This is a genomic window from Oleomonas cavernae (genome assembly GCF_003590945.1).
Classification (GTDB): domain Bacteria; phylum Pseudomonadota; class Alphaproteobacteria; order Zavarziniales; family Zavarziniaceae; genus Zavarzinia; species Zavarzinia cavernae.
In genome coordinates, this window is sequence record NZ_QYUK01000011.1 from 1,946,316 (window position 1) to 1,965,888 (window position 19,573).

At 66.1% G+C, this 19,573-nt stretch carries 22 protein-coding genes; 16 read left to right on the forward strand and 6 right to left on the reverse strand.

Features of this window, described 5'->3' with window-relative positions:
- Nucleotides 1-28: 28 nt before the first annotated feature.
- The 10 genes from smc (at nucleotide 29) to D3874_RS13210 (ending at nucleotide 9,400) form a co-directional block, all read left to right on the forward strand.
- Nucleotides 29-3,490, forward strand: a complete 3,462-nt coding sequence (smc, locus tag D3874_RS13165; protein WP_119778493.1) for a chromosome segregation protein SMC — start codon at nucleotides 29-31, stop codon at nucleotides 3,488-3,490.
- Between the two features lie 391 nt (nucleotides 3,491-3,881).
- Nucleotides 3,882-4,223 carry an AtpZ/AtpI family protein gene (locus D3874_RS13170; protein WP_119782277.1) on the forward strand — a complete coding sequence of 114 codons (342 nt, stop codon included), beginning with the start codon at nucleotides 3,882-3,884 and terminating at the stop codon, nucleotides 4,221-4,223.
- A gap of 15 nt (nucleotides 4,224-4,238) precedes the next feature.
- Nucleotides 4,239-4,991 carry a F0F1 ATP synthase subunit A gene (locus D3874_RS13175; protein WP_119778494.1) on the forward strand — a complete coding sequence of 251 codons (753 nt, stop codon included), beginning with the start codon at nucleotides 4,239-4,241 and terminating at the stop codon, nucleotides 4,989-4,991.
- A 39-nt stretch (nucleotides 4,992-5,030) separates the two neighbouring features.
- Entirely contained in the window at nucleotides 5,031-5,255 is a 225-nt protein-coding gene (locus tag D3874_RS13180) for a F0F1 ATP synthase subunit C (RefSeq protein ID WP_119778495.1), read from the forward strand.
- Nucleotides 5,256-5,381: 126 nt separating this feature from the next.
- A complete protein-coding gene (locus D3874_RS13185; protein WP_158595989.1) occupies nucleotides 5,382-5,873 on the forward strand; it encodes a F0F1 ATP synthase subunit B family protein in 492 nt (163 codons plus the stop codon).
- Between the two features lie 11 nt (nucleotides 5,874-5,884).
- The gene (locus tag D3874_RS13190) at nucleotides 5,885-6,379 is read left to right on the forward strand and encodes a F0F1 ATP synthase subunit B family protein (RefSeq protein WP_119778497.1); all 495 of its coding nucleotides are present in this window, start codon (nucleotides 5,885-5,887) and stop codon (nucleotides 6,377-6,379) included.
- Between the two features lie 128 nt (nucleotides 6,380-6,507).
- Complete coding sequence (locus tag D3874_RS13195; protein WP_158595991.1) at nucleotides 6,508-6,960, forward strand: tellurite resistance TerB family protein; 453 nt, start codon at nucleotides 6,508-6,510, stop codon at nucleotides 6,958-6,960.
- Between the two features lie 55 nt (nucleotides 6,961-7,015).
- Nucleotides 7,016-7,354, forward strand: coding sequence for a ferredoxin FdxA (gene fdxA, locus D3874_RS13200; RefSeq protein WP_119778499.1), 339 nt, complete (start codon nucleotides 7,016-7,018; stop codon nucleotides 7,352-7,354).
- A gap of 518 nt (nucleotides 7,355-7,872) precedes the next feature.
- Nucleotides 7,873-8,388 (forward strand): CarD family transcriptional regulator, encoded by a 516-nt coding sequence (locus D3874_RS13205; protein ID WP_119778500.1) that lies wholly within the window; start codon nucleotides 7,873-7,875, stop codon nucleotides 8,386-8,388.
- Nucleotides 8,389-8,581: 193 nt separating this feature from the next.
- Nucleotides 8,582-9,400, forward strand: coding sequence for a hypothetical protein (locus tag D3874_RS13210; RefSeq protein WP_233559933.1), 819 nt, complete (start codon nucleotides 8,582-8,584; stop codon nucleotides 9,398-9,400).
- Here the strand turns inward: D3874_RS13210 and D3874_RS13215 are convergent.
- Nucleotides 9,397-10,224, reverse strand: a complete 828-nt coding sequence (locus D3874_RS13215) for a thermonuclease family protein (protein ID WP_119778501.1) — start codon at nucleotides 10,222-10,224, stop codon at nucleotides 9,397-9,399. The two genes, D3874_RS13210 and D3874_RS13215, sit on opposite strands and share 4 nt — an antisense overlap.
- A 98-nt stretch (nucleotides 10,225-10,322) precedes the next feature.
- Between D3874_RS13215 and D3874_RS13220 the strand changes: the two genes are divergently transcribed.
- Nucleotides 10,323-11,999 carry a thiamine pyrophosphate-binding protein gene (locus tag D3874_RS13220; RefSeq protein WP_119778502.1) on the forward strand — a complete coding sequence of 559 codons (1,677 nt, stop codon included), beginning with the start codon at nucleotides 10,323-10,325 and terminating at the stop codon, nucleotides 11,997-11,999.
- A 58-nt stretch (nucleotides 12,000-12,057) separates the two neighbouring features.
- Here D3874_RS13220 and D3874_RS13225 read toward each other — a convergent pair whose 3' ends face one another.
- The 3 genes from D3874_RS13225 to petA are packed head-to-tail and all read right to left on the reverse strand — an operon-like array spanning nucleotide 12,058 to nucleotide 14,662.
- The gene (locus D3874_RS13225; protein WP_119778503.1) at nucleotides 12,058-12,828 is read right to left on the reverse strand and encodes a cytochrome c1; all 771 of its coding nucleotides are present in this window, start codon (nucleotides 12,826-12,828) and stop codon (nucleotides 12,058-12,060) included.
- A gap of 11 nt (nucleotides 12,829-12,839) precedes the next feature.
- Nucleotides 12,840-14,105 carry a cytochrome b gene (locus tag D3874_RS13230; RefSeq protein ID WP_119778504.1) on the reverse strand — a complete coding sequence of 422 codons (1,266 nt, stop codon included), beginning with the start codon at nucleotides 14,103-14,105 and terminating at the stop codon, nucleotides 12,840-12,842.
- 11 nt (nucleotides 14,106-14,116) lie between these two features.
- Nucleotides 14,117-14,662 (reverse strand): ubiquinol-cytochrome c reductase iron-sulfur subunit, encoded by a 546-nt coding sequence (petA, locus tag D3874_RS13235; protein WP_119778505.1) that lies wholly within the window; start codon nucleotides 14,660-14,662, stop codon nucleotides 14,117-14,119.
- Between the two features lie 166 nt (nucleotides 14,663-14,828).
- Here petA and D3874_RS13240 point away from each other — a divergent pair, with 166 nt between their 5' ends.
- Nucleotides 14,829-15,287, forward strand: a complete 459-nt coding sequence (locus D3874_RS13240; protein ID WP_119778506.1) for a tRNA (cytidine(34)-2'-O)-methyltransferase — start codon at nucleotides 14,829-14,831, stop codon at nucleotides 15,285-15,287.
- Nucleotides 15,288-15,290: 3 nt separating this feature from the next.
- On the forward strand, nucleotides 15,291-16,133 hold the full coding sequence (gene hemF / locus D3874_RS13245; RefSeq protein ID WP_233559934.1) for an oxygen-dependent coproporphyrinogen oxidase: 843 nt from the start codon (nucleotides 15,291-15,293) through the stop codon (nucleotides 16,131-16,133).
- On the opposite strand, the gene D3874_RS13250 is transcribed toward hemF, so the two are convergent.
- Together D3874_RS13250 and D3874_RS13255 are read right to left on the reverse strand one after the other, a co-directional pair.
- The gene (locus D3874_RS13250; protein ID WP_119778508.1) at nucleotides 16,130-16,723 is read right to left on the reverse strand and encodes an alpha/beta hydrolase family protein; all 594 of its coding nucleotides are present in this window, start codon (nucleotides 16,721-16,723) and stop codon (nucleotides 16,130-16,132) included. The genes hemF and D3874_RS13250 overlap by 4 nt on opposite strands.
- A 219-nt stretch (nucleotides 16,724-16,942) precedes the next feature.
- On the reverse strand, nucleotides 16,943-17,776 hold the full coding sequence (locus tag D3874_RS13255; protein ID WP_119778509.1) for a DUF817 domain-containing protein: 834 nt from the start codon (nucleotides 17,774-17,776) through the stop codon (nucleotides 16,943-16,945).
- 182 nt (nucleotides 17,777-17,958) lie between these two features.
- Between D3874_RS13255 and D3874_RS13260 the strand changes: the two genes are divergently transcribed.
- The 3 genes from D3874_RS13260 to D3874_RS13270 all read left to right on the forward strand — a co-directional run bounded on the left by D3874_RS13260 (nucleotide 17,959) and on the right by D3874_RS13270 (nucleotide 19,552).
- A complete protein-coding gene (locus D3874_RS13260; RefSeq protein WP_119778510.1) occupies nucleotides 17,959-18,594 on the forward strand; it encodes a DUF4919 domain-containing protein in 636 nt (211 codons plus the stop codon).
- Between the two features lie 122 nt (nucleotides 18,595-18,716).
- Complete coding sequence (locus tag D3874_RS13265) at nucleotides 18,717-18,971, forward strand: type II toxin-antitoxin system ParD family antitoxin (protein WP_119778511.1); 255 nt, start codon at nucleotides 18,717-18,719, stop codon at nucleotides 18,969-18,971.
- A complete protein-coding gene (locus tag D3874_RS13270; protein ID WP_147385653.1) occupies nucleotides 18,968-19,552 on the forward strand; it encodes a hypothetical protein in 585 nt (194 codons plus the stop codon). The genes D3874_RS13265 and D3874_RS13270 overlap by 4 nt, the downstream gene beginning before the upstream one ends.
- Nucleotides 19,553-19,573: the final 21 nt, after the last annotated feature.

Here is a 19,573-nt window from a genome sequence, read left to right on the forward strand (position 1 = left end):
CAGGCCGTGACAGACAATCGAGGGGGCAATGGTCCAGTTCTCAAAACTGCGGCTGTCGGGCTTTAAGTCCTTCGTCGATCCGACGGAAATGGTCATCCACCCCGGCATGACCGGCATCGTCGGCCCGAACGGTTGCGGCAAGTCCAACCTCCTCGAAGCCCTGCGTTGGGTCATGGGCGAAACCTCGGCCAAGCTGATCCGTGGCTCGGAAATGGACGACGTGATCTTTGCCGGCACGTCGACCCGCCCGTCCCGCAACCTGGCCGAAGTCTCCCTCGTCCTCGACAATTCGCAACGCTTGGCGCCGGTCGCCTTCAACGACCATGCCGAACTCGAAATCTCGCGCCGGATCGAGCGCGAGGCCGGCAGCGCCTATCGCATCAACGGCAAGGAAGTCCGCGCCCGCGACGTCCACCTGCTGTTCGCCGATGCCTCGGTCGGTGCCCGCTCCCCCGCCCTGGTGGGTCAGGGCCGCATCGGCGCGATCATCAATTCCAAGGCGCGCGACCGCCGCGCCATCCTGGAAGAGGCCGCCGGCATCGCCGGCCTGCATTCCAGGCGCCACGAGGCCGAACTGCGCTTGAAGGCGGCGGAAGGCAACCTGGTCCGCGTCGACGACGTGATGGGGCAGTTGACCAACCAGTTGAATGCCTTGAAGCGCCAGTCGCGCCAGGCCACCCGCTACCGCAACGTTCAGGGCCAGATCCGCAAGGGCGAGGCCGTCGTCCTGCACCTGAAATGGCTGGATGCTGAGGCCGCCCTGCAGGCCGCCCGCGCCGACCTGACCGCGGCCCAGGCGGCGGTGGCGGCGGCGACCGAATTCGCCACCCACACGGTCAACCAGGAAAACGCCGTCGCCGACCAGATCAACCCGCTGCGCGAGGCGGAAGCCGAAACCGCCCAGGCCCTGCACCGCCTGGTGGTCGAGCGCGACGGCCTGGCGCTGGAGGAAAAGCGCGCGCGCGAGGCCCTGGCCCGCCTGGCCGCCGCGATCGAAACCATTATGCGCGACGGCGTGCGCGAGGAGACCCTGCTGACCGACGCCCGCGCGGCGCTGGAGCGGCTGTCGATCGAGCGCGAGGGACTTGTCGCCGCCGAGGAGGATTCCGGCCTGGACGCCGAGGCGGCCGAAGCCGCCGTCGTTGCCGCCGCCGAGCAGTTGCAGGCGCGCGAGGCCGAACTCGACAAGGCCAATCGCGACCTGGCCGCCGTCGAGGCCCGCCGCCACAGCCTCGAGCGCGAGTTGCGCGACCTGATGGGGCGGCTGGAACGCCTGACCCAGGCCCGCGGCCAGCTCGACCAGGATGCCCAGCGCATCGCCGAGGAACGCGCCCGCGCGGTCGCCCTGGCCGACCTGACCGAGAAGGTCGAGATCGCCCAGGCCGCCCTGGAGGCAGCCGAGGACGCCGTGGCCGACGCCGAAGCGGCGCGCGCCCAGGCCCACACCACGGAATCGGAATCCCGTGAGGCCCTGCGCCTGGCGGAAGCCGCCGCCGGCAAGATCGCCGCCGAGGAAAAGGCCCTGGCCAGCCTGCTGGCGGCCGATGCCGGCAGCCTGTGGCCGCCGGTGGTCGATGCCCTGGCGGTCGAGAAGGGCTTCGAGACCGCCCTGGGCGCCGCCTTGGGCGACGATCTCTCGGTGCCGGCCGACGAGGCCGCCCCGGTCCACTGGGCCACCCTGCCCGATTATGACCAGGCCCCCGCCCTGCCGGCCGGCGTGGCCCCCTTGTCGGACTATGTCCTGGCCCCCGCCGCCCTGTCGCGCCGCTTGGCCCAAATCGGCGTGGTCGACAAGACCGCCGGCAAGGCCCTGCATGCAAGCCTGGCCCCCGGCCAGATGCTGGTCAGCCGCGAGGGCGACGTCTGGCGCTGGGACGGCTTCACCGCCGCCGCCGAGGCACCGACCGCCGCCGCCATCCGCCTCGCCCAGCGCAACCGCTTGAAGGAACTGGCGGCCGAGCGCCAGACCCTGGAGGCCGTCGCCGCCGAGGCTCGCTTCGGCTTCGAGGCCGCGCGCAATGCGGCACAAGTGGCCCAGGCGAGCGAAATGGAAACCCGCCGCCGGGTGCGCGAGGCCAATGACAGCCTGAACCGCGCCCGCGAGGAGGAAGCCCGCGCCGGCCGCGAGGCCGCCGCCCGCGAGGCCCGCGCCAATGCCCTGGCCGAATCCGCCGAGCGGATTGCCCGCGATATCGCCGAGGTTGCCGGCGCCCGCGACAAGGCGCAGGCGGCACAGGCCGAATTGCCGGCCCGCCTCCAGCTCGAGGAACTGCGCGCCCACCTGCTGCGCGAGGTCGAGGCCCTGCGCGCCGCCCAGTCGCAGGCCCGCGCCGCCCGCGACGGCCTGAAGCGCGAGGTCGAGGCGCGGCGCAAGCGCCTGGCCGATGTCACCGCCGAACTCCAGGCCTGGAGCCGGCGCGCGGAATCGGCCGAACGCCAGATGAGCCAACTCGTGGAACGCCGGACGATCGCCGAGGAAGAACGCGAGGAACTGGCCGGCCGGCCCGAGGAATTGCACGACGCGGCTGCCGCCCTGGCCGACCGGATCGAAGCGGCGGAACTGGCCCGCCGCGCCGCGGCCGACGCCCTGGCCCAGGCCGAGCGCGGCCTGACCGAGTCCCGCCGCAACGCCCGCGCCGCCGAGAGCGAGGCCGGCAGCCGGCGCGAAGCCCGCGTCCGGGCCGAGGCCGGCGTCGAGCAGGCCCAGATCCGCCGCCGCGAACTGGCCGAGCGCGTGCTCGAGGAACTCGACTGCAAGCCCGAGGAAATCTTAGGCCAGGCCGACCTGGACGAAGGCGATCCTCTGCCCGTCCTGGCCGAACTCGAGGCCCGCCTCGACCGGCTGCGGCGCGAGCGTGACGGCATCGGCCCGGTGAACCTGCGAGCCGAGCAGGAATCGGAAGAAATCGAAGGCACCATCGGCTCGATGACCGCCGAGCGGGAAGACCTGGTCGCCGCGATCGCCAAGCTGCGCGCCTCGATCGGCTCGCTCAACCGCGAGGGCCGGGAGCGCCTGCTGGCCGCCTTCGAGCAGGTGAACCAGCATTTCACCAGCCTGTTCACCCGCCTGTTCGGCGGCGGCCGGGCCTATCTGGCGCTGACCGAGTCCGAGGACCCGCTCGAGGCCGGGCTGGAAATCTTCGCCTCGCCGCCGGGCAAGAAATTGCAGGTGCTCTCGCTGCTGTCGGGCGGCGAGCAGGCGCTGACCGCGCTGTCGCTGATCTTCGCCGTGTTCATGGTCAACCCCTCGCCGATCTGCGTGCTCGACGAAGTGGACGCGCCGCTGGACGATGCCAATGTCGTGCGCTTCTGCGACCTGGTCGACGAGGTGGCCAAGGAGACGGGCACCCGCTTCCTGGTCGTCACCCACCACGGCCTGACCATGCAGCGCATGGACCGCCTGTTCGGCGTCACCATGTCCGAACCCGGCGTCAGCCAGCTCGTCTCGGTCGACCTGTCCCGCACGCCGGAATTATTGGCGGCGGAGTAGACCCGCCGAGGTCACCCCCAACCGCCATTCCGGCGCAGGCCGGAATCCATTGGCGGGCGGATGGAGATTTCCCCTGAATATCTCGCTGCCGGGGCCATGGATCCCGGCCTGCGCCGGGACGACGGCGGCGTTTTCAAGGCACGGTACGGGAGGACCCACCAGGGTTGTGCCCGTCCCCTTGCCGCAGTGCGGCGCGAGTCGGCCTGCGGCACCTTGCCTCTCCCCTACTTTTTGTTGAGATATCAAAGACTTGACCCAGGGCTTTTGTGCCTTGACGAGGATGCACGCCGCACATACTCTGCGCGCGCCTTGGCTGGGGGTTGAGGCGCTGGGTTTGGTGTGGCCCTTTGGCACTCGCTTTGAGTCTCTCAAGAAGAGTAGCTTTAGGACCATGGCTGACGATCCGCTACCATCCCTAGCCGATCTTGACCGCCGTCTTAAGGAGGCGCGTGACACCGTTGTCGGTCCGCCGGAACGGGAAACGCCGCCGCCGACGTCGAGCGCTTACGGATCGGCCATGCGTCTCGGCGTCGAATTCAGTTCTGGATTCGTCGTCGGCGGGTTGATCGGGTGGGCTCTGGACCGATGGTTCGGGACAAGACCGTGGCTGATGGTGACGTTTTTCTTCCTGGGCGCCGCGGCCGGGATGTTGAACGTGATCCGTGTCGTGCGCCGCATGCAAGCGGAAGCCGATGCGCAGGCCGATGAGGACAGTGATTTAAAGCGTGGCTGACATTCGAGGTTCGACATGGCCGCTGGCGGCGAAGCGCATGGCCCCCTTCATCAGTTCGAGATCGTAAGACTCGTCGACCTGAACATCGGCGGCGTGGACATCTCGTTCACCAACTCCGCCATGTGGATGGTGATCGCCGTCGTCCTGGTCACGGGCTTCATGATGCTTGCGACGTCGCGCGCCGCGATCGTCCCGGGCCGGCTCCAGTCGGTGGCCGAACTCTCCTACGAGTTCATCGCCAACCTGATCAAGGATACCGCCGGCACCCAGGGGCTGAAATACTTCCCCTTCATCTTCACCATCTTCGTGTTCGTGCTGGCCGCGAACATGCTGGGCATGGTGCCCTATTCCTTCACCTTCACCAGCCATCTGGCGGTGACTGCCACCATGGCGCTGGTGATCATCATCGCCATCACGGTGCTGGGTTTCGTGAAGCACGGCTTTGGTTTCCTGCACGTGTTCCTGCCCTCGGGCGTGCCGATGTGGCTGGCGCCCCTGCTGATCTTCATCGAAGTGCTGTCCTACCTCACCCGTCCGGTCAGCCTCTCGGTTCGTCTCTTCGCCAACATGATGGCGGGCCACACCACCTTGAAGGTCTTCGCGGGCTTCGTCGTGGCGCTGGGCCTCTTCGGTGTGGCGCCCCTGGTCTTCGTGGTTGCCTTGACCGCGCTCGAAGTTCTGATCGCGTTCCTGCAGGCCTATATCTTCACGATCCTGACCTGCATCTACCTGAACGACGCGCTTCACCCCACCACTAATCACCCCTAAACGAGCACTCACGCTCCCTACTCTAGAAGGAATTCTTCCATGGAACTCGATGCTGCCAAGATGATCGGCGCTGGCCTCGCGACCCTCGGCCTCGGCGGCGTGGGCATCGGCCTCGGCACCCTGTTCGGCAACTTCGTCGCCGGCGCCCTGCGCAACCCGGCCGCGGCCCCCAAGGTGTTCCCGAACCTGCTGCTGGGCGTCGCCCTGACCGAAGCGCTGGGCATCTTCTCGCTGCTGATCGGCCTGCTCGTCCTGTTCGGCTGATCCCGGCTCAATCCATCCGGGATAGGAACCAGGATCATGCGGCACATATTGTTAGGCGCGTGCTTCGCGCTCGGCTCCGTCTCCACGGCGTTGGCCGAGGCGGCGGAGGGAGCTGCGAAGAAGGGCATGCCTCAGCTCCGCTTCGAGGACTTCCCGCCGCAGATCTTCTGGCTCGTCGTCACCTTCACCCTGCTCCTGATCTTGCTCAGCACCCTGGTGCTGCCCAAGCTGAAGGGCACGATCGAAGGCCGCCAGGCCAAGATCGAAGGCGACTTCGCGCTGGCGGCCAGCCTGAAGGACGAAGCCCAGGCAGCGATCGCGGCCTACGACAAGGCGCTGGCCGAGGCACGTAACCGTGCCAATGCCATCGCCGCCGAGGCCCGGGCCAAGATCGAAGCCGCGGTCGCCGTGCGCAAGGCCGAACTCGAGGCCAAGCTGAACGAGGAGGCGAAGGCCGCCGAGGGGCGCATCCGCGCCACCAAGGAGGCTGCCATGGCCGAGGTTCGAGGCATCGCCATCGAAACCTCGCGCGCCATTGCCGCCAAGATCGCCGGCCTCAGCGTCGACGAAGCCATTGCCGGCAGCGCGGTCGATGCCGCGCTCAGCCGTACCCACTGACGGAGATTGTGATGGAAGAAATCCTGTCCAATCCTGAAACCTGGGTTGCCGTCGGCTTCCTGCTCTTCGTGGGCATGATCGCCTACTACAAGGTGCCGGGCCTGCTGGGCAAGGCGCTGGACGAGCGTTCGGCCAAGATCAAGGCGGATCTCGATGCCGCGGCCAAGCTGAAGGCGGAAGCGCAGGCAGCCCTGGCCAAGTATCGCGAAGCGACCAAGAACGCCGACAAGGAAGCCGAGGCGATCGTCGTCGAAGCCAAGGCAGTTGCCGAGGCACTGGCCAAGAAGGCCGAGGCCGATTTGGAAGCCGCCCTCGCCCGCCGGGTCGAAGTCGGCAAGGCCAAGATCGCCCAGGCCGAGGCCAATGCCCTGGCCGAGGTTCGCCGCGCGGCAGCCGACGCGGCCATCGCCGCCGCTCACGAGTTGATCGCGAGCAGGCTCGATGGTGCGGCCAAGGCCCGCCTGGTCGACGAGACCATCAGCTCGGTCGCGACCAAGCTGAACTGAAGACCTGAACGACCCTGAAAGGCCCGGCACCCCGTGTGCCGGGCCTTTTTCTATGGCACCAACAACGGCGTACAATCCCGTAAACTGCAAAGGGTTGTTGTAATCCAGGCCGCGTGTTACGCAGGCGCGTGCTGGATTTACTGAAGTCTTTCCTTGTGCGCGAGACGGCGTCGCCAGATGCCGCGAGCGAATTGCGGATCGCTGCGGCGGCGTTGCTGCTTGATGCCGCGTCGATGGATGACCACATTGACGAGGTAGAGCGCGCGGCGATCGAAGGCATTCTGATCCGGCAGTTCGGCCTGGGGCCGGAGCAGGCGCGGCAATTGATCGCGACGGCCTCCGCGGCCCAGGCGGAGTCAACTCAGCTTCTGCGGTTCACCCGCGTCGTGAAGGACACGATGCCGTTCGAGGACCGCGAAAAGCTGATGGAATGGCTGTGGGAAGTGGTCTATGCCGACGGCATCGAACACAACCTGGAAGCCAACCTGATGCGGCGCATCGCCGGCTTGATCTATGTCGATGACAAGTCGAGCGGTGCCGCGCGAAAGAGGGTGCGTCGGCGCTTAGGCCTCGACAGCTGACGCCCCCGACGGCCGAACGTTCCGCGGGCCTGTGGCCCAGGAGGAGAATTTAACCATGACCTACGTGGTCACCGAAGCCTGCATCAAGTGCAAGTACACCGACTGCGTCGAAGTGTGCCCGGTGGATTGTTTTTACGAAGGCGAGAATATGCTCGTCATCAATCCCGACGAATGTATCGATTGCGGCGTGTGCGAGCCTGAATGCCCGGCCGAGGCGATCCTGCCCGACACCGAGGACGGCATGGAAAAATGGGCGAGCTTCAATCGCGACTACGCCAGCCAGTGGCCCAATCTCACCCGCAAGCTGGACGCGCCGCCCGATGCCGACGAGTGGAAGGGCGTTGCCGACAAGCTGGACAAGCACTTCTCGCCCAACCCCGGCAAGGGTGTCTGACCTCGACGCCACGCTCATGGTGTCCCCTGCCTCGTCATTTCCGGCCTTCGCCGGGATGACGAGGCTGGAATCGTGACTTTTGCCGTTATGCCAGGCCTGCATGGCCGGCGTTGCGCCATGGCGGCCGCGCATGGCTACGCGGCAATACGCCCCGTGATCCTGATTCGTATATTTCAATCAATAGCTTAGGCCCTGGCGCGGAGCCTTCGGCTGAAATTTTTGCGGTCCCCTGTCAAGACTTAATGTGACAGCGGCTTCATTTTCGCCGCGCCGCATGATACAAATAATCATGTCGGCCGGTCCCTGCGGGGATGCTGCCCATTCAACCCGAATGGCGGCGCTCGCCGGCAGGTTTTGAGGCTTCAAGTGGCAGGATTTCCAGGCCCGGTCAGGCAATTGGCCGGGCCTGGAAATCCTGCATCGCCTAAGGGCTCAGGTGTTTGCCACGACGGCTCGAGGTCCGACGACTTCGACCGGACGCTGGTAAACTGTCTAACGTCTAAGGATGGGACGAACAAATGGCTGTCATCGCGAAGAAGAAGACGCAGACCGAGTATGCTGTCGGGGATCACATTGTCTACCCGGCGCACGGTGTCGGCAAAATCGTGGCCGTCGAGGCCCAAACGATTTCCGGTATCGAACTCGAACTGTTCGTCATCGTCTTCGACAAGGACAAGATGACCCTGCGCGTTCCCTTCGGTAAGGCCCATGCGGTCGGCATGCGCAAGCTGTCGAGCCCGGACAAGATGAAGGCCGCCCTGGGCGTGCTGAAGGGCCGCGCGCGCGTGAAGCGCACCATGTGGAGCCGCCGCGCCCAGGAGTACGAGGCCAAGATCAATTCCGGCGACCCGGTCTCGATCGCCGAGGTGGTGCGCGACCTGCACCGCAACGCCGGCCAGCCCGAGCAGTCCTACAGCGAGCGCCAGATCTACGAGGCGGCGCTCGATCGCCTGGCCCGCGAGGTCGCCGCCGTCGAGAAGATCGACGAGGATGCGGCCGTGCAGCGCCTGGAAAAGGTTCTGCGCGCGGCCTGATACCGCGGCCGCCCCCGGCGCATGAAAAGGCAGGCTTCGGCCTGCCTTTTTTCATTATTGGCCCCCACAGATAGTGGTCCGCCATCGAAGACAAACCCAATCGTGGTATTCTTTCCGCAGAGAATCGGCTTTTGGCGATTCTGGTTCGACGATTTCCGGGGTGGCACGCGGATCAAGCGTTCGGGAAGACACCATGGCGGTGATGGCGGGCGCACATAGCGAGATTTACGGCCGGATCGACCGGGCCCGCCGGGTCTGGTGCCTGGGCGCCATCCACGCCGATCTGAACCGGCTGATCGCCGTTCACGACCAGCTTGCCGGCAGGATCGTCACCGGCGACCGCTTCGTCTACCTCGGCAACATGATCGGTCACGGCGCCCGCGCGATCGAAACCATCGACGAAGTCCTCGCCTTCCGGCGCCATGCCCTGTCCCTGCCCGGCGCCGAACCCTGGGATGTGATCCACCTGCGCGGGGCGCAGGAGGAAATGTGGGTGAAGCTGGCGCAGCTCCAGTTCGCGCCCAACCCGCGCGAGGTGCTGCACTGGGTGCTCAGCCAGGGCGTGGGCGCCACCATCCGCAGCTACGGCATCGATCCCGACACCGGCTTCGGCCATTGCCGCGACGGGGCCCTGGCCATCACCCGCTGGACCAATCGCCTGTTGCAGGCGATCCACGGCCGCCCCGGCCATGACGAGATCCTGTCCAGCCTGCGCCGCTATGCCGCGACCTCCAGCGACGGGCTGCTGTTCGTCAATGCAGGCCTCGATACCGGCCGCCCCTTGAGCGAGCAGCGCGACACCTTCTGGTGGGGCGGCAGCGCCTGCTTCGACACGCCCAACACGACCTACGGCAATTTCCGCCTGATCGTCCGCGGCTTCGACCGTACCGGTGCCGGCGTCGCCATGGGCGACCGGCGCGCCACCATCGATGGCGGTTGCGGTTTCGGCGGCAAGCTGCACGCCGCCTGCTTCACGCCCGACGGTGAATTGGCCGATTGGCTCGAAGCCTAGTCCCGCGCGACGATCTCGATCTGCTCGGGGTGGGTGAGGTCCATCGAGGGGCCGTTGCGCGCCTCGAGCCAGCCGCGAACTTGAAGGACGCGATCGGCGTAACCGGCAAGGTCCACCCCGGCGAAGGCCTCGGCATCGTCGGGGGCGACGGTCGCGGTGAAGTCGCTTGTTCGATCGGCGCCGAAATTCAGGAACCAGCGGCCGCCGGCGCTGCCCACCTTGCGCACCTTGCCCTGCACGATCAGGTAGCCGGGAATGCCGTCCACCGCTTCGATCAGGGTGGGATCGTCGGCCCGGCGGACGCGATAGGTGGCATCGGCCCACAAGCCGCGCTTGTCGGTCCGGGCCGAAGCCTCGAGCGGCAGCATGCGGTCCGCCAGGGCGCGGTTGTCCTTGAAGGTATAGACCCGGGCAAAGCCGCCCTCGATCATCGCGCCCTGCAGCCAGACCCCGTCGCAGGCCAGATGGGCGAGCACACGGCCGTGGCGATCCCGCTCGGCACCGCCGGCATGGAGGGTGACGCTGCGGCCCAGGCAGAGCGCTTCGAGCCGGGCCTTGGATTCGTCAGCGAAGGGCCACTTCTTGAAGTTGGGCCGGTCGAGCGGCAGCTTGGGCGCCTGGGTGCCGACCAGGCGAACCTGCTCGCGATTGTCGAGGCGCACGGTATCGCCGTCGACCACCTCCACCACCTTGGCCTTGCCGATCATCTTGAGGTCCTGCGCGGGCAGGGCCGGTTCCGCCCAGCCCGTGGCAGGCCTGAGCAGGGCCAGGACGCCAAGGCCCAGCAGGCCGCGCCGGTGAAGGGGAAAACCGTGTCCTGCCATCTCATGCCGCGCCGATCTGCCATGCCCGACAAAATAGAGCACAAGCGCCGCCCTGTGCCTAGAATGCCGCCCGGTTCAGCGGTTCCAAGAAGGCGATCATGGCAAAGCGAAGCGGTGGCGAGGTACTGGTCGACCAGTTGCTGGTGCAGGGGGTGCGCCGCGTCTTCCTGGTGCCGGGCGAAAGCTATCTGGCCGCCCTCGACGCGCTCTACGACCATGGCCATGCGATCGAGACCGTGGTCTGCCGCCACGAGGGCGGCGCCGCCTTCATGGCCGAGGCCCATGCCAAGCTGACCGGCGAGGTCGGCATCTGCTTCGTCACCCGGGGGCCTGGTGCCTGCAACGCCGCCATCGGCGTGCACACGGCCGCCCAGGACTCGACGCCGATGATCCTGCTGATCGGCCAGGTGGGCCGCGACATGCGCCATCGCGAGGCCTTCCAGGAATTCGAGGTGGAACAGCTCTATGGCTGGAACACCAAATGGGCGGTGGAGGTCGACGACGCGGCCCGCCTGCCCGAACTGATCGCCCGCGCCTTCCAGGTCGCCACCAGCGGCCGCCCCGGCCCAGTCGCCATCTCCCTGCCCGAGGACATGCTGACCGACCTGGTGGAGGCACCCGACGCCCCGGTGGCCACGCCCGTGCAGGCGACGCCGCCGGCCGCCGCCATGGCCGATCTGGCCTTGCGGATCGCGGCCGCCAAACGTCCCCTGCTGATCGTCGGCGGCGGTGGCTGGCAGGCGGCGGCGACGGCGGACATCGCCCGCTTCGCCACGGCCTGGAACCTGCCCGCTGCCTGCTCCTTCCGCCGCCAGGACATCGTCGACAACGACTTGCCCATCTATGTCGGCGAGTTGGGCACCTCGGTCGACCGGCGCCTGATCGCCCGCGTCAAAGAGGCGGACCTCGTCATCGCCGTGGGCACCCGCCTGTCGGAACTGGCGACCCAGGGCTACAGCCTGCTGAACATTCCCGTGCCGCAGATGCCGCTGGTCCATGTTCATGCCGATGCGCTGGAGCTGGGCCGGGTCTATCGCCCGGCGCTGGCGATCAATGCCGGCATGGCCGAATTCGCGGCTGCCGCGGCCGCCCTGCCCGTCCCGCCCTATCTGCCCTGGGCCGATTGGAGCCGCGCCGCGCGGGCCGACTACGAGGCAAGCCAGGTGCCCGATCCCTGCCCCGGCCCGCTGGACATGAACGCGGTCATGGCGCTGTTCGCGCGCGTGTTGCCGCCCGACGCGGTGATGGTCAACGACGCCGGCAACTTCTCGGGCTGGCTGCAGCGCTTCTGGCGTTACCGGGTCCCCAAGACCCAGCTTGCACCGACCAACGGCGCCATGGGTTACGCGGTGCCGGCGGCGGTTGCCGCCGCGATCGACTGCAAGGGTGGGCGCCCGGTGGTGTGCTTCGTCGGTGACGGCGGCTTCATGATGACCGGCCAGGAAATCGCCACCGCCATCCGCCATGGCGCGGCCCCGCTGATCGTGGTGGTCGACAACGGTTCCTACGGCACCATCCGCATGCACCAGGAACGCCACTATCCCGACCGGGTGGTGGCGACCGACCTCGCCAACCCGGACTTCGCGGCCCTGGCCGAGGCTTACGGCGCCTTCGGTGCGACGGTGGCGGCGACTGCCGAATTCGCCCCCGCCCTGGACGCGGCCCTGGCGGCGGTGGCGGCGGGCAAGCCCGCCCTGCTGTGCCTGAAACTGGGCATCGAGGTGATTTCCACCCGCTCCAGCCTGACGGCGCTGCGCCAGGCCGCGAAGCAGTGATAACGAAACGGGGAGGCCAGTGGCCTCCCCGTTCGATGGTTACTGATCAGGCTGCGGCTCAGTGGCCATGCACCTTGCGGCGCACCCGGCGATAGGACAGGTACAGGAACACGGTCAGGATGCCGAGGAAGCCCATGACCTTGACGCCGATGTTCTTGCGTTCTTCCAGCTTGGGCTCCGCCGTCCACATCAGGAAGGTCGAAACGTCGCGGGACATCTGCTCGACCGTCGCCTTGGTGCCGTCGGCATAGGTGACCTGATCGTCGTTCAGCGGCTTGGGCATCGCGATCTGCTGCCCGGGGAAATGAGCGTTGAAGTTCGAGCCGGGGTTCAGCACGAAGCCCTGCGGCGGCTCGACATAGCCGGTCAGGATGGCGTGGATGTAATCCGGCCCGCCGGCGCGTGCCTTGGCCATCAGCGACAGGTCCGGGGGAATGGCGCCGCCGTTGGCGGCCTTGGCCGCCAGTTCGTTGGCGTAGGGCGAGACGAAATGGTCGGAGGGCAGGCCCTTGCGGGTGATCGGCTCGCCGCTCTCGTCCAGGGCCGGGTATTCGTACTGCGCTGCCAGCGCCTTCACCTCGGCCTCGGAGAAGCCGATGTCGGTGAGGTTGCGGAAGGCGATGTACTGCATCGAGTGGCAGGCGGCGCAGACCTCCTTGTAGACCTGATAGCCGCGCTGCAGGGCCGCCCGGTCGAAGGTCCCGAAAGCCCCGCTGAAGCTCCAGCTCTCGTGGGGGATCGCCCCGCCTTCCGAGGCGGCCGCGACACCGGTACCGAGGCCGAGGGCCAACAGGGCGGCGGCGCCCAGCTTGGTGATCGAACGCATCATGTTTCTCCCCCTCAGCCGTGCTTCTCGGGCGATGCGACGGCGCCAGCCGGCGTGCCCGCGCCACCCAACACCGCCTTGGCGATCGATTCCGGCACCGGCAGCGGCTTCTCGTACCAGGAGATCAGGGGCACGAAGATCAGGAAGTGGGCGAAGTAATAGACGGTGGCGATCCGGCCGATGTGGATGTAGATGCCTTCGGCCGGCATGGCGCCGATGTAACCCAGGATCAGGCAGTCGATCAGGAACAGCCAGAACGCCTGCTTGTAGATCGGGCGGAAGCGGGCCGAGCGCACCTTCGAGAAATCGAGGTAGGGCATGAACAGGACGATCGCGATGGCGCCGCCCATGGCGATGACGCCGCCCAGCTTGTCCGGCACCGCGCGCAGGATCGCGTAGAACGGCAGGAAGTACCATTCGGGCACGATATGCGCCGGGGTCGAGAGCGGGTTGGCCGGAATGTAGTTGTCCGGGTGACCCAGGTGGTTGGGCATGAAGAAGACGAAGAAGGCGAAGAGCATCAGGAACACGCCCACGCCGAACAGGTCCTTGGCGGTGTAGTAGGGATGGAACGGGATCGTGTCCTGTTCGCCCTTGATCTCGATGCCCAGCGGGTTGTTCGATTTCGAGGTGTGCAGCGCCCACAGGTGCAGGAACACCACGGCGACGATCAGGAACGGCAGCAGGTAGTGCAGCGAGAAGAAGCGGTTCAGGGTCGGGTTGTCGACCGAGAAGCCGCCCCACAGCAGGGTCACGATGTCGCCGCCGATCAGCGGCACGGCGCCGAAGATGTTGGTGATCACGGTGGCGCCCCAGAAGGACATCTGGCCCCAGGGCAGGACGTAGCCCATGAAGGCCGTGCCCATCATCAAGACCAGGATGATCACGCCCAGCCACCACAGCAGCTCGCGCGGGGACTTGTACGAGCCGAAGTACAGGCCGCGGAAGATGTGGACATAGACCACGATGAAGAACATCGAGGCGCCGTTGGCATGGGCATAGCGCAGCAGCCAGCCATAGTTCACGTCGCGCATGATGTGCTCGACCGACGAGAACGCCAGCGTCGTCTCGGGCGTATAGTGCATCGCCAGGATGATGCCGGTGACGAGCTGGGCCACCAGCATGAAGCCGGACAGCGAGCCGAAGCTCCACCAGTAGTTCAGGTTGCGCGGGGCGGGATAGGTGACCAGGGCGCCCTCGATCGTGGAGATGATCGGCAGGCGCGCCTCGATCCACTTCACGATCTTGCTGTTGGTCTGATAGGGGGTTGATGAGCTCATCGCGGTCGCCCTCAGCCGATCTTGATCTTGGTGTCGGACAGGAATTGATAGTCGGGGATCGCCAGGTTCAGCGGCGCGGGGCCCTTGCGAATGCGGCCGGCCGAGTCGTAGTGCGAACCATGGCAGGGGCAGAACCAGCCGTCATAGTCGCCCTGCTCGCCCAGCGGAATGCAGCCCAGGTGGGTGCAGACGCCGACCATGACGAGCCACTGCTTGTGCCCTTCCTTGACCCGCTGGTCGTCGGTCTGCGGATCACGCAGTTCCGACATCGGCACTTCCTCGGCTTCCTTGATCTCCTTTTCCGTCCGGTGACGGATGAAGACCGGCTTGCCGCGCCATTTCACCGTGATGCTCTGGCCTTCGGCGATCTTGGACAGGTCTTCCTCGATCGACGACAGGGCGAGCACGTCGGCAGACGGGTTGAGGTTGTCGATCAGCGGCCATACGACGGCACCGGCCGCGACCGCGCCGAGACCCGCCGTCGCCACGAACAGAAAGTCGCGTCGGGTGGCCTGCCCCCCATGTGCGCCGGGGCTGGCTGAGCTGGACGTCGCCATTGGTAAAGACCCTCTGAATCCTGTGAGAAATCCGCCCTCTTAGTGGCATCCAAAATGCTGATTGTCCAGCACCCCAAGTCTTGTGACACAGTGCCGCACGATCGGCCGCGCCTATCCACCGGCGCCCTGAACATGAGATTTTCCGCGCCTTTCGAGACCCCGGACCATGCGCCTCGCCCTCTACTGCCCGGACATCCCGCAGAACGCCGGCACCCTGATCCGCTTAGGCGCCTGCCTGGGCGTCGCCGTCGACGTGATCGAACCGTGCGGCTTCACCTTCTCGAATACCTCGCTGCGCCGCGCCGGCATGGATTACCTGGCGCTGGCCGCGATTCGCCGGCACGACGATTTCGCCGCCTTCGAGACCGCCCGCGCCCGGGCCGGCTCGCGCCTGATCCTGCTCACCACCAAGGGCGAGATTGCCCCGCACCGCTTTGCCTTCCAGCCCGGCGACACGCTGATGGTGGGGAGAGAGAGCGCCGGAGTGCCGGACGAAGTCCACGCCCTGGCCGCCGCGCGCCTGCGCTTAGGGCTGGTTCCCGGTGCGCGCAGCTTGAACGTGGCGGTCGCTGCCGCCATGGTCCTGCACGAGGCCCTGCGCCAGACCGCCCTCCTGCCTGAGTGAATGATGACCCAAGACCTGAAGACCCGCGCCCGCCTCTGGTTCGAGGATCTGCGCGACCGCCTGTGCGCCGCCTTCGAAGCCCTGGAAGGTGCCCATGCCGGCCAGTTCGCCGACCGGCCCGCCGGCCGCTTCGTGCGCAAGGCCTGGACGCGGCCGGGCGGCGGCGGCGGGGTCATGTCGATCATGCACGGCCGGGTGTTCGAGAAGATCGGCGTCAACGTCTCGACCGTCGAGGGCCAGTTCAGCCCCGAATTCGCCAAGAACATCGCCGGTGCTGGCGAGAGCGGCCAGTTCTGGGCCAGCGGCATCAGCCTGGTCGCCCACCCCTGCTCGCCCCTGGTGCCGGCCGCCCACATGAACACCAGGCGGATCGAGACCCAGATCGGCTGGTTCGGCGGCGGCGGCGACCTGACCCCGACCTTCCCCGACGAAGGCGACACCGCCGATTTCCACGACGCCCTGCGCCGGGCCTGCGATGCCCATGGCGCCGACTACTACGCCCGCTTCAAGAAATGGTGCGACGAGTATTTCTTCCTGCCGCATAGGGGCGAGGCCCGCGGCGTCGGCGGCATCTTCTACGACAATCTCGACAGCGGCGACGGGGAGGCCGACTTCGCCTTCACCCGCGCCGTGGGCGAAGCCTTCCTCGAGGTCTATCCCAGGCTGGTCGCGCGCCACATGGACAGGGCCTGGACAGTCGAGCAGCGCGAAGCCCAACTGGTGAAGCGCGGCCGCTATGTCGAGTTCAACCTGCTCTACGACCGCGGCACCACCTTCGGCCTGAAAACCGGCGGCAATGTCGAGGCGATCTTGATGTCGCTCCCGCCCGAGGTGAAGTGGCCCTAGGCCGGCGGCCAGCGCCGGCGCACGCCGCTACTGTCGAGCAATTCGTCGACGACCATGGTGTGAACCACCTCGGATCGGCTGAAGCTCCAATGATCGAACTCGGCGCCGGCCGCCAACCGCTCCGACAGCGGCACATTCTCCAGGGAGCCGTGGAAATCAGGGGCGGGCTCGATCGGGCTCGCAAAGGAAAACAGGCTGTCGGAGCCATAGAGATGCACGGCACGGGCGACATTGCCCGGCACGTACTGGGTAAAGGCCGCCTCGATGACCACCAAGGTCTGCACCAGAATGCCGTTCTCGCCCAGGCGGCGGGCCATCTGGGCGGCCGAGCCGGCCCCGGAAGAATAGCCGAACAGGGCGATGGGCAGCTTCGAGGCGCCGGGATCGGCGCGGAGCAGGCGCTCGGTCACCTCTTCCCAATCGGTCGTATAGTCGATCTGCGCGCGCACCCCTCGGGCGCGGATCATTTGCGTGATCCGGTAGGTGCCAGAGGTGAAATAGGTGTCGCCCGGCAAAGTCAAACCGTCGAACAGATAGACGACACCGCTTCCCGGCAGCGGCGTCTCGTCGACCGCTTCCCGTTCCGGCAAGCCAACGGCTGCGCAGGAGGCAAGTGAGAGGCCAGTCAAAAGCGGCAGAATTTCGCGGCGTGTCGGCAAATAGCGGTTCCAGTGACGAAGAACCTCAAATCTACAATCCAGCCTTTGTGAACGCGCGGGAAACTCTACCCGTTTTTGATGCATCAATCCCTGAATTCGAGACGATTCTGCGCGAAGCCCGTCAGCGGCAGCGCGAATACCACGCGGCACTCAACTGCCTGGTCGACAACATCCGGGCCCCGCCGCTGTAACCTGCCCGGGCCGGTGAACGAGCGAGACCAGGACGAAGCTGATGATCATCAAGAGGTACCAGGAGCCCAGCTTGGCGACGCCGACCGGCCGCCAGGTGCCGTGCTGGTTGGGGTAGAGCCAGGCGCCGGTGAAGGTGCCGATGTTCTCGGCAAACCAGATGAACAGCGCCACCAGGACCAGGCCGAGGATCAGCGGCAGGCGGTGTGTTCTGTGGGCGGTGAAGAAGACCGTGGTTCGGCCGAAGGCGGCGGCGCTGGCCGCGAACAGGCCCAGGCGAAGGTCCACCGTGTAGTGATGGGTGAAGAAGTTGACATAGATCGCAACCGCCAGCGTCACCGTCGCCCAGCGCGGCGGATAGCGGTGGAAGCGCAGGTCGAAGAGGCGCCAGGCCCGGGCGATATAGCTGCCGACGGCGGCGTACATGAAGCCTGAGAACAGCGGCACGCTCCCTAAGCGAAAGATCGCCGCCTCGGGATAGACCCACGAGCCGGCGGCCGTCTTGAACAGTTCCATCGCCGTGCCCACCGCGTGGAAACAGAAGATGACCTTGGCTTCGTCCAAGGTCTCCAGCTTGAAGACCAGCAGCGCGGCCTGGATCCCCAGGGCGCCCAGGAACAGGAAATCGTAGCGGGCGAGAGGGGCATCGGCCGGAAAGAACAGATAGGTCGCCACCAGCAGGGCCAGCATCAGCCCGCCATACAGGCAGGCCCAAGCCTCCTTCAGCCCGAAGGTCAACACGTCACGCGCGACAGGCGGCAGCCCGGCCCACGCCAGCCCCAAGATGAGACCCATCACGACTCTCCCGCTGTCCGGCCGGCAGGAGAGCGGGAAGGTGTTGCGTGGCATTGTGGCGGTCAGTACTTCGCCACCGAAAGCGCGTGTCATTTCAGTGCAGGGAGGCCCTGGAATCACGTTTCGCGGCGCGCGTGCGCAGGCTAGGCTCAAGCACGCCTGACACGACATCGAGCGCCATCATGATCCGCCTGTTCCTGCTGCTGTTTGTCCTTCTGCTGCCGTCGGCCGGTGCCCAGGCGGCAGATGCGGCGACCGATCGCTACAAGGCGATGGTCGCGGCAGCGCAAAAGGGCGAGCAGCCAGTCGATTGGCAGGCGCTGCGCTTTGCCTATTCGGAGAGCGCCGAATTCGACCTGACCGGCCTGATCACCATGGGCCTGCGGCAGGAGATGTTCAAAGCCTTCAGCGCCGGCGATTGGAACGGCGCCCTTGCCAAGGCGGCAATCGTCATCGAGAAGGCCTTCGTCAACATCGACGCCCATGTGATCAGCGACATCTCCTACCGGCAGCTTGGCGACGAGGCCAAGGCGGCCGCGCATTTCAAGATCGCCAAGGGCCTGATCGACTCGATCCGCACCGGCGACGGCCGAACCCCGGCCACCGCCTACACGGTCATCTCCGTGGACGAGGAATACAGCCTGATGCGTATCCTGGGTCTTACCGCCAAGCAGCAGGCCCTGATGCACCTGGACGGCCACAGCTACGACCAGATCGACGTGCAGGATGAAGACGGCAAGCAGTTCAGCATCTACTTCCTCGTCGACCGCGTCCTGGAAGCGGAAGCGAAGCGCCTTTCGCCACCAGCACCGCAGTAAGGCCGCTCCGCCACCCGGAGAATCCGCCGGCGGGCTTCCCCCAGCACCGGCTCTCAATCTCGCTTTGCCAAAAATTGCCAAAGTTTGCTAATATTGCGTGTTTGTGAGTGCGGAGGTGCGCCATGGCCACGATGAATGTCTCGCTGCCCGACGCCATGAAGGATTGGGTCGAAGCCCAAGCCCGGACCGGGCGCTACAGCAATGCCAGCGACTATGTCCGCGATTTGATCAGGCGGGACCAGCAGCGGGCGGAACAGATCGGCGCGATGCAGGTGCTCGTCACCGAAGCGCTTGAAGGCGACATCAGTTCGCGCTCGATGCAGGAAATTCTGGTGGCAGTGGAAGCAAAAATGTTGTCGGCCGCCAAATCACGATGACGACCGCAGGGGAAAATCTCGTGCGATGGACTTTGGCCGCAATGCGATTGATTGCCCTCGGACTCTTTTTCTTTGTGTGTTCTGTTGGCCAATATCCAGCTGTGGCCAGTTCGGTTGAAGACTACACCGAGATCATGGCGCAAATCGCATCAGGTAATCTCTCCAGTGCCACCATTTTCCACCTGGATGCCGGTATAGAGACCCGATCGGTGCTGCACCCCGATGGCTTGATCCAAATAGGCTGCCGAGTGGAATTGCGAGAGAATACTTTTGAATGGGCACGCTTGATCGAGGTTCTCCAAGCCGAGACTCCTATCGAGGGCGGCAACGGATATCCCGGTGTCCGCTGGGGCATTATCTTTCACGGCGCCAATAACATCCGTCAGGAGATCTTTTTTGGTCGCTACTTTGGTCCGCCTGACGACGATATGACAGTCTTTGGCTATGTGAATGGACGCAAAGTCTATTTCCGATCGATGCTTCCCAAGAAGATGCTCGCTCTTATCCGCGATTTGGAGATGGTCGAGTCCAGTCCATCGGGGCTGGGTTGCTTCGCATCACGAAGGCCCGACAGGCAGTAGATGAATAGACGTCATCGGCAT

What these genes read in the sequence shown, in the direction of transcription:
- smc (WP_119778493.1), top strand. Translation starts at nt 29, where the DNA reads ATGGTCCAGTTCTCAAAACTGCGGCTGTCGGGCTTTAAGTCCTTCGTC.
- D3874_RS13170 (WP_119782277.1), top strand. Translation starts at nt 3,882, where the DNA reads ATGGCTGACGATCCGCTACCATCCCTAGCCGATCTTGACCGCCGTCTT.
- D3874_RS13175 (WP_119778494.1), top strand. Translation starts at nt 4,239, where the DNA reads ATGGCCGCTGGCGGCGAAGCGCATGGCCCCCTTCATCAGTTCGAGATC.
- D3874_RS13180 (WP_119778495.1), top strand. Translation starts at nt 5,031, where the DNA reads ATGGAACTCGATGCTGCCAAGATGATCGGCGCTGGCCTCGCGACCCTC.
- D3874_RS13185 (WP_158595989.1), top strand. Translation starts at nt 5,382, where the DNA reads ATGCCTCAGCTCCGCTTCGAGGACTTCCCGCCGCAGATCTTCTGGCTC.
- D3874_RS13190 (WP_119778497.1), top strand. Translation starts at nt 5,885, where the DNA reads ATGGAAGAAATCCTGTCCAATCCTGAAACCTGGGTTGCCGTCGGCTTC.
- fdxA (WP_119778499.1), top strand. Translation starts at nt 7,016, where the DNA reads ATGACCTACGTGGTCACCGAAGCCTGCATCAAGTGCAAGTACACCGAC.
- D3874_RS13205 (WP_119778500.1), top strand. Translation starts at nt 7,873, where the DNA reads ATGGCTGTCATCGCGAAGAAGAAGACGCAGACCGAGTATGCTGTCGGG.
- D3874_RS13210 (WP_233559933.1), top strand. Translation starts at nt 8,582, where the DNA reads ATGGCGGTGATGGCGGGCGCACATAGCGAGATTTACGGCCGGATCGAC.
- D3874_RS13215 (WP_119778501.1), bottom strand. Translation starts at nt 10,224, where the DNA reads ATGGCAGGACACGGTTTTCCCCTTCACCGGCGCGGCCTGCTGGGCCTT.
- D3874_RS13220 (WP_119778502.1), top strand. Translation starts at nt 10,323, where the DNA reads ATGGCAAAGCGAAGCGGTGGCGAGGTACTGGTCGACCAGTTGCTGGTG.
- D3874_RS13225 (WP_119778503.1), bottom strand. Translation starts at nt 12,828, where the DNA reads ATGATGCGTTCGATCACCAAGCTGGGCGCCGCCGCCCTGTTGGCCCTC.
- D3874_RS13230 (WP_119778504.1), bottom strand. Translation starts at nt 14,105, where the DNA reads ATGAGCTCATCAACCCCCTATCAGACCAACAGCAAGATCGTGAAGTGG.
- petA (WP_119778505.1), bottom strand. Translation starts at nt 14,662, where the DNA reads ATGGCGACGTCCAGCTCAGCCAGCCCCGGCGCACATGGGGGGCAGGCC.
- D3874_RS13240 (WP_119778506.1), top strand. Translation starts at nt 14,829, where the DNA reads ATGCGCCTCGCCCTCTACTGCCCGGACATCCCGCAGAACGCCGGCACC.
- hemF (WP_233559934.1), top strand. Translation starts at nt 15,291, where the DNA reads ATGACCCAAGACCTGAAGACCCGCGCCCGCCTCTGGTTCGAGGATCTG.
- D3874_RS13255 (WP_119778509.1), bottom strand. Translation starts at nt 17,776, where the DNA reads ATGGGTCTCATCTTGGGGCTGGCGTGGGCCGGGCTGCCGCCTGTCGCG.
- D3874_RS13260 (WP_119778510.1), top strand. Translation starts at nt 17,959, where the DNA reads ATGATCCGCCTGTTCCTGCTGCTGTTTGTCCTTCTGCTGCCGTCGGCC.
- D3874_RS13265 (WP_119778511.1), top strand. Translation starts at nt 18,717, where the DNA reads ATGGCCACGATGAATGTCTCGCTGCCCGACGCCATGAAGGATTGGGTC.
- D3874_RS13270 (WP_147385653.1), top strand. Translation starts at nt 18,968, where the DNA reads ATGACGACCGCAGGGGAAAATCTCGTGCGATGGACTTTGGCCGCAATG.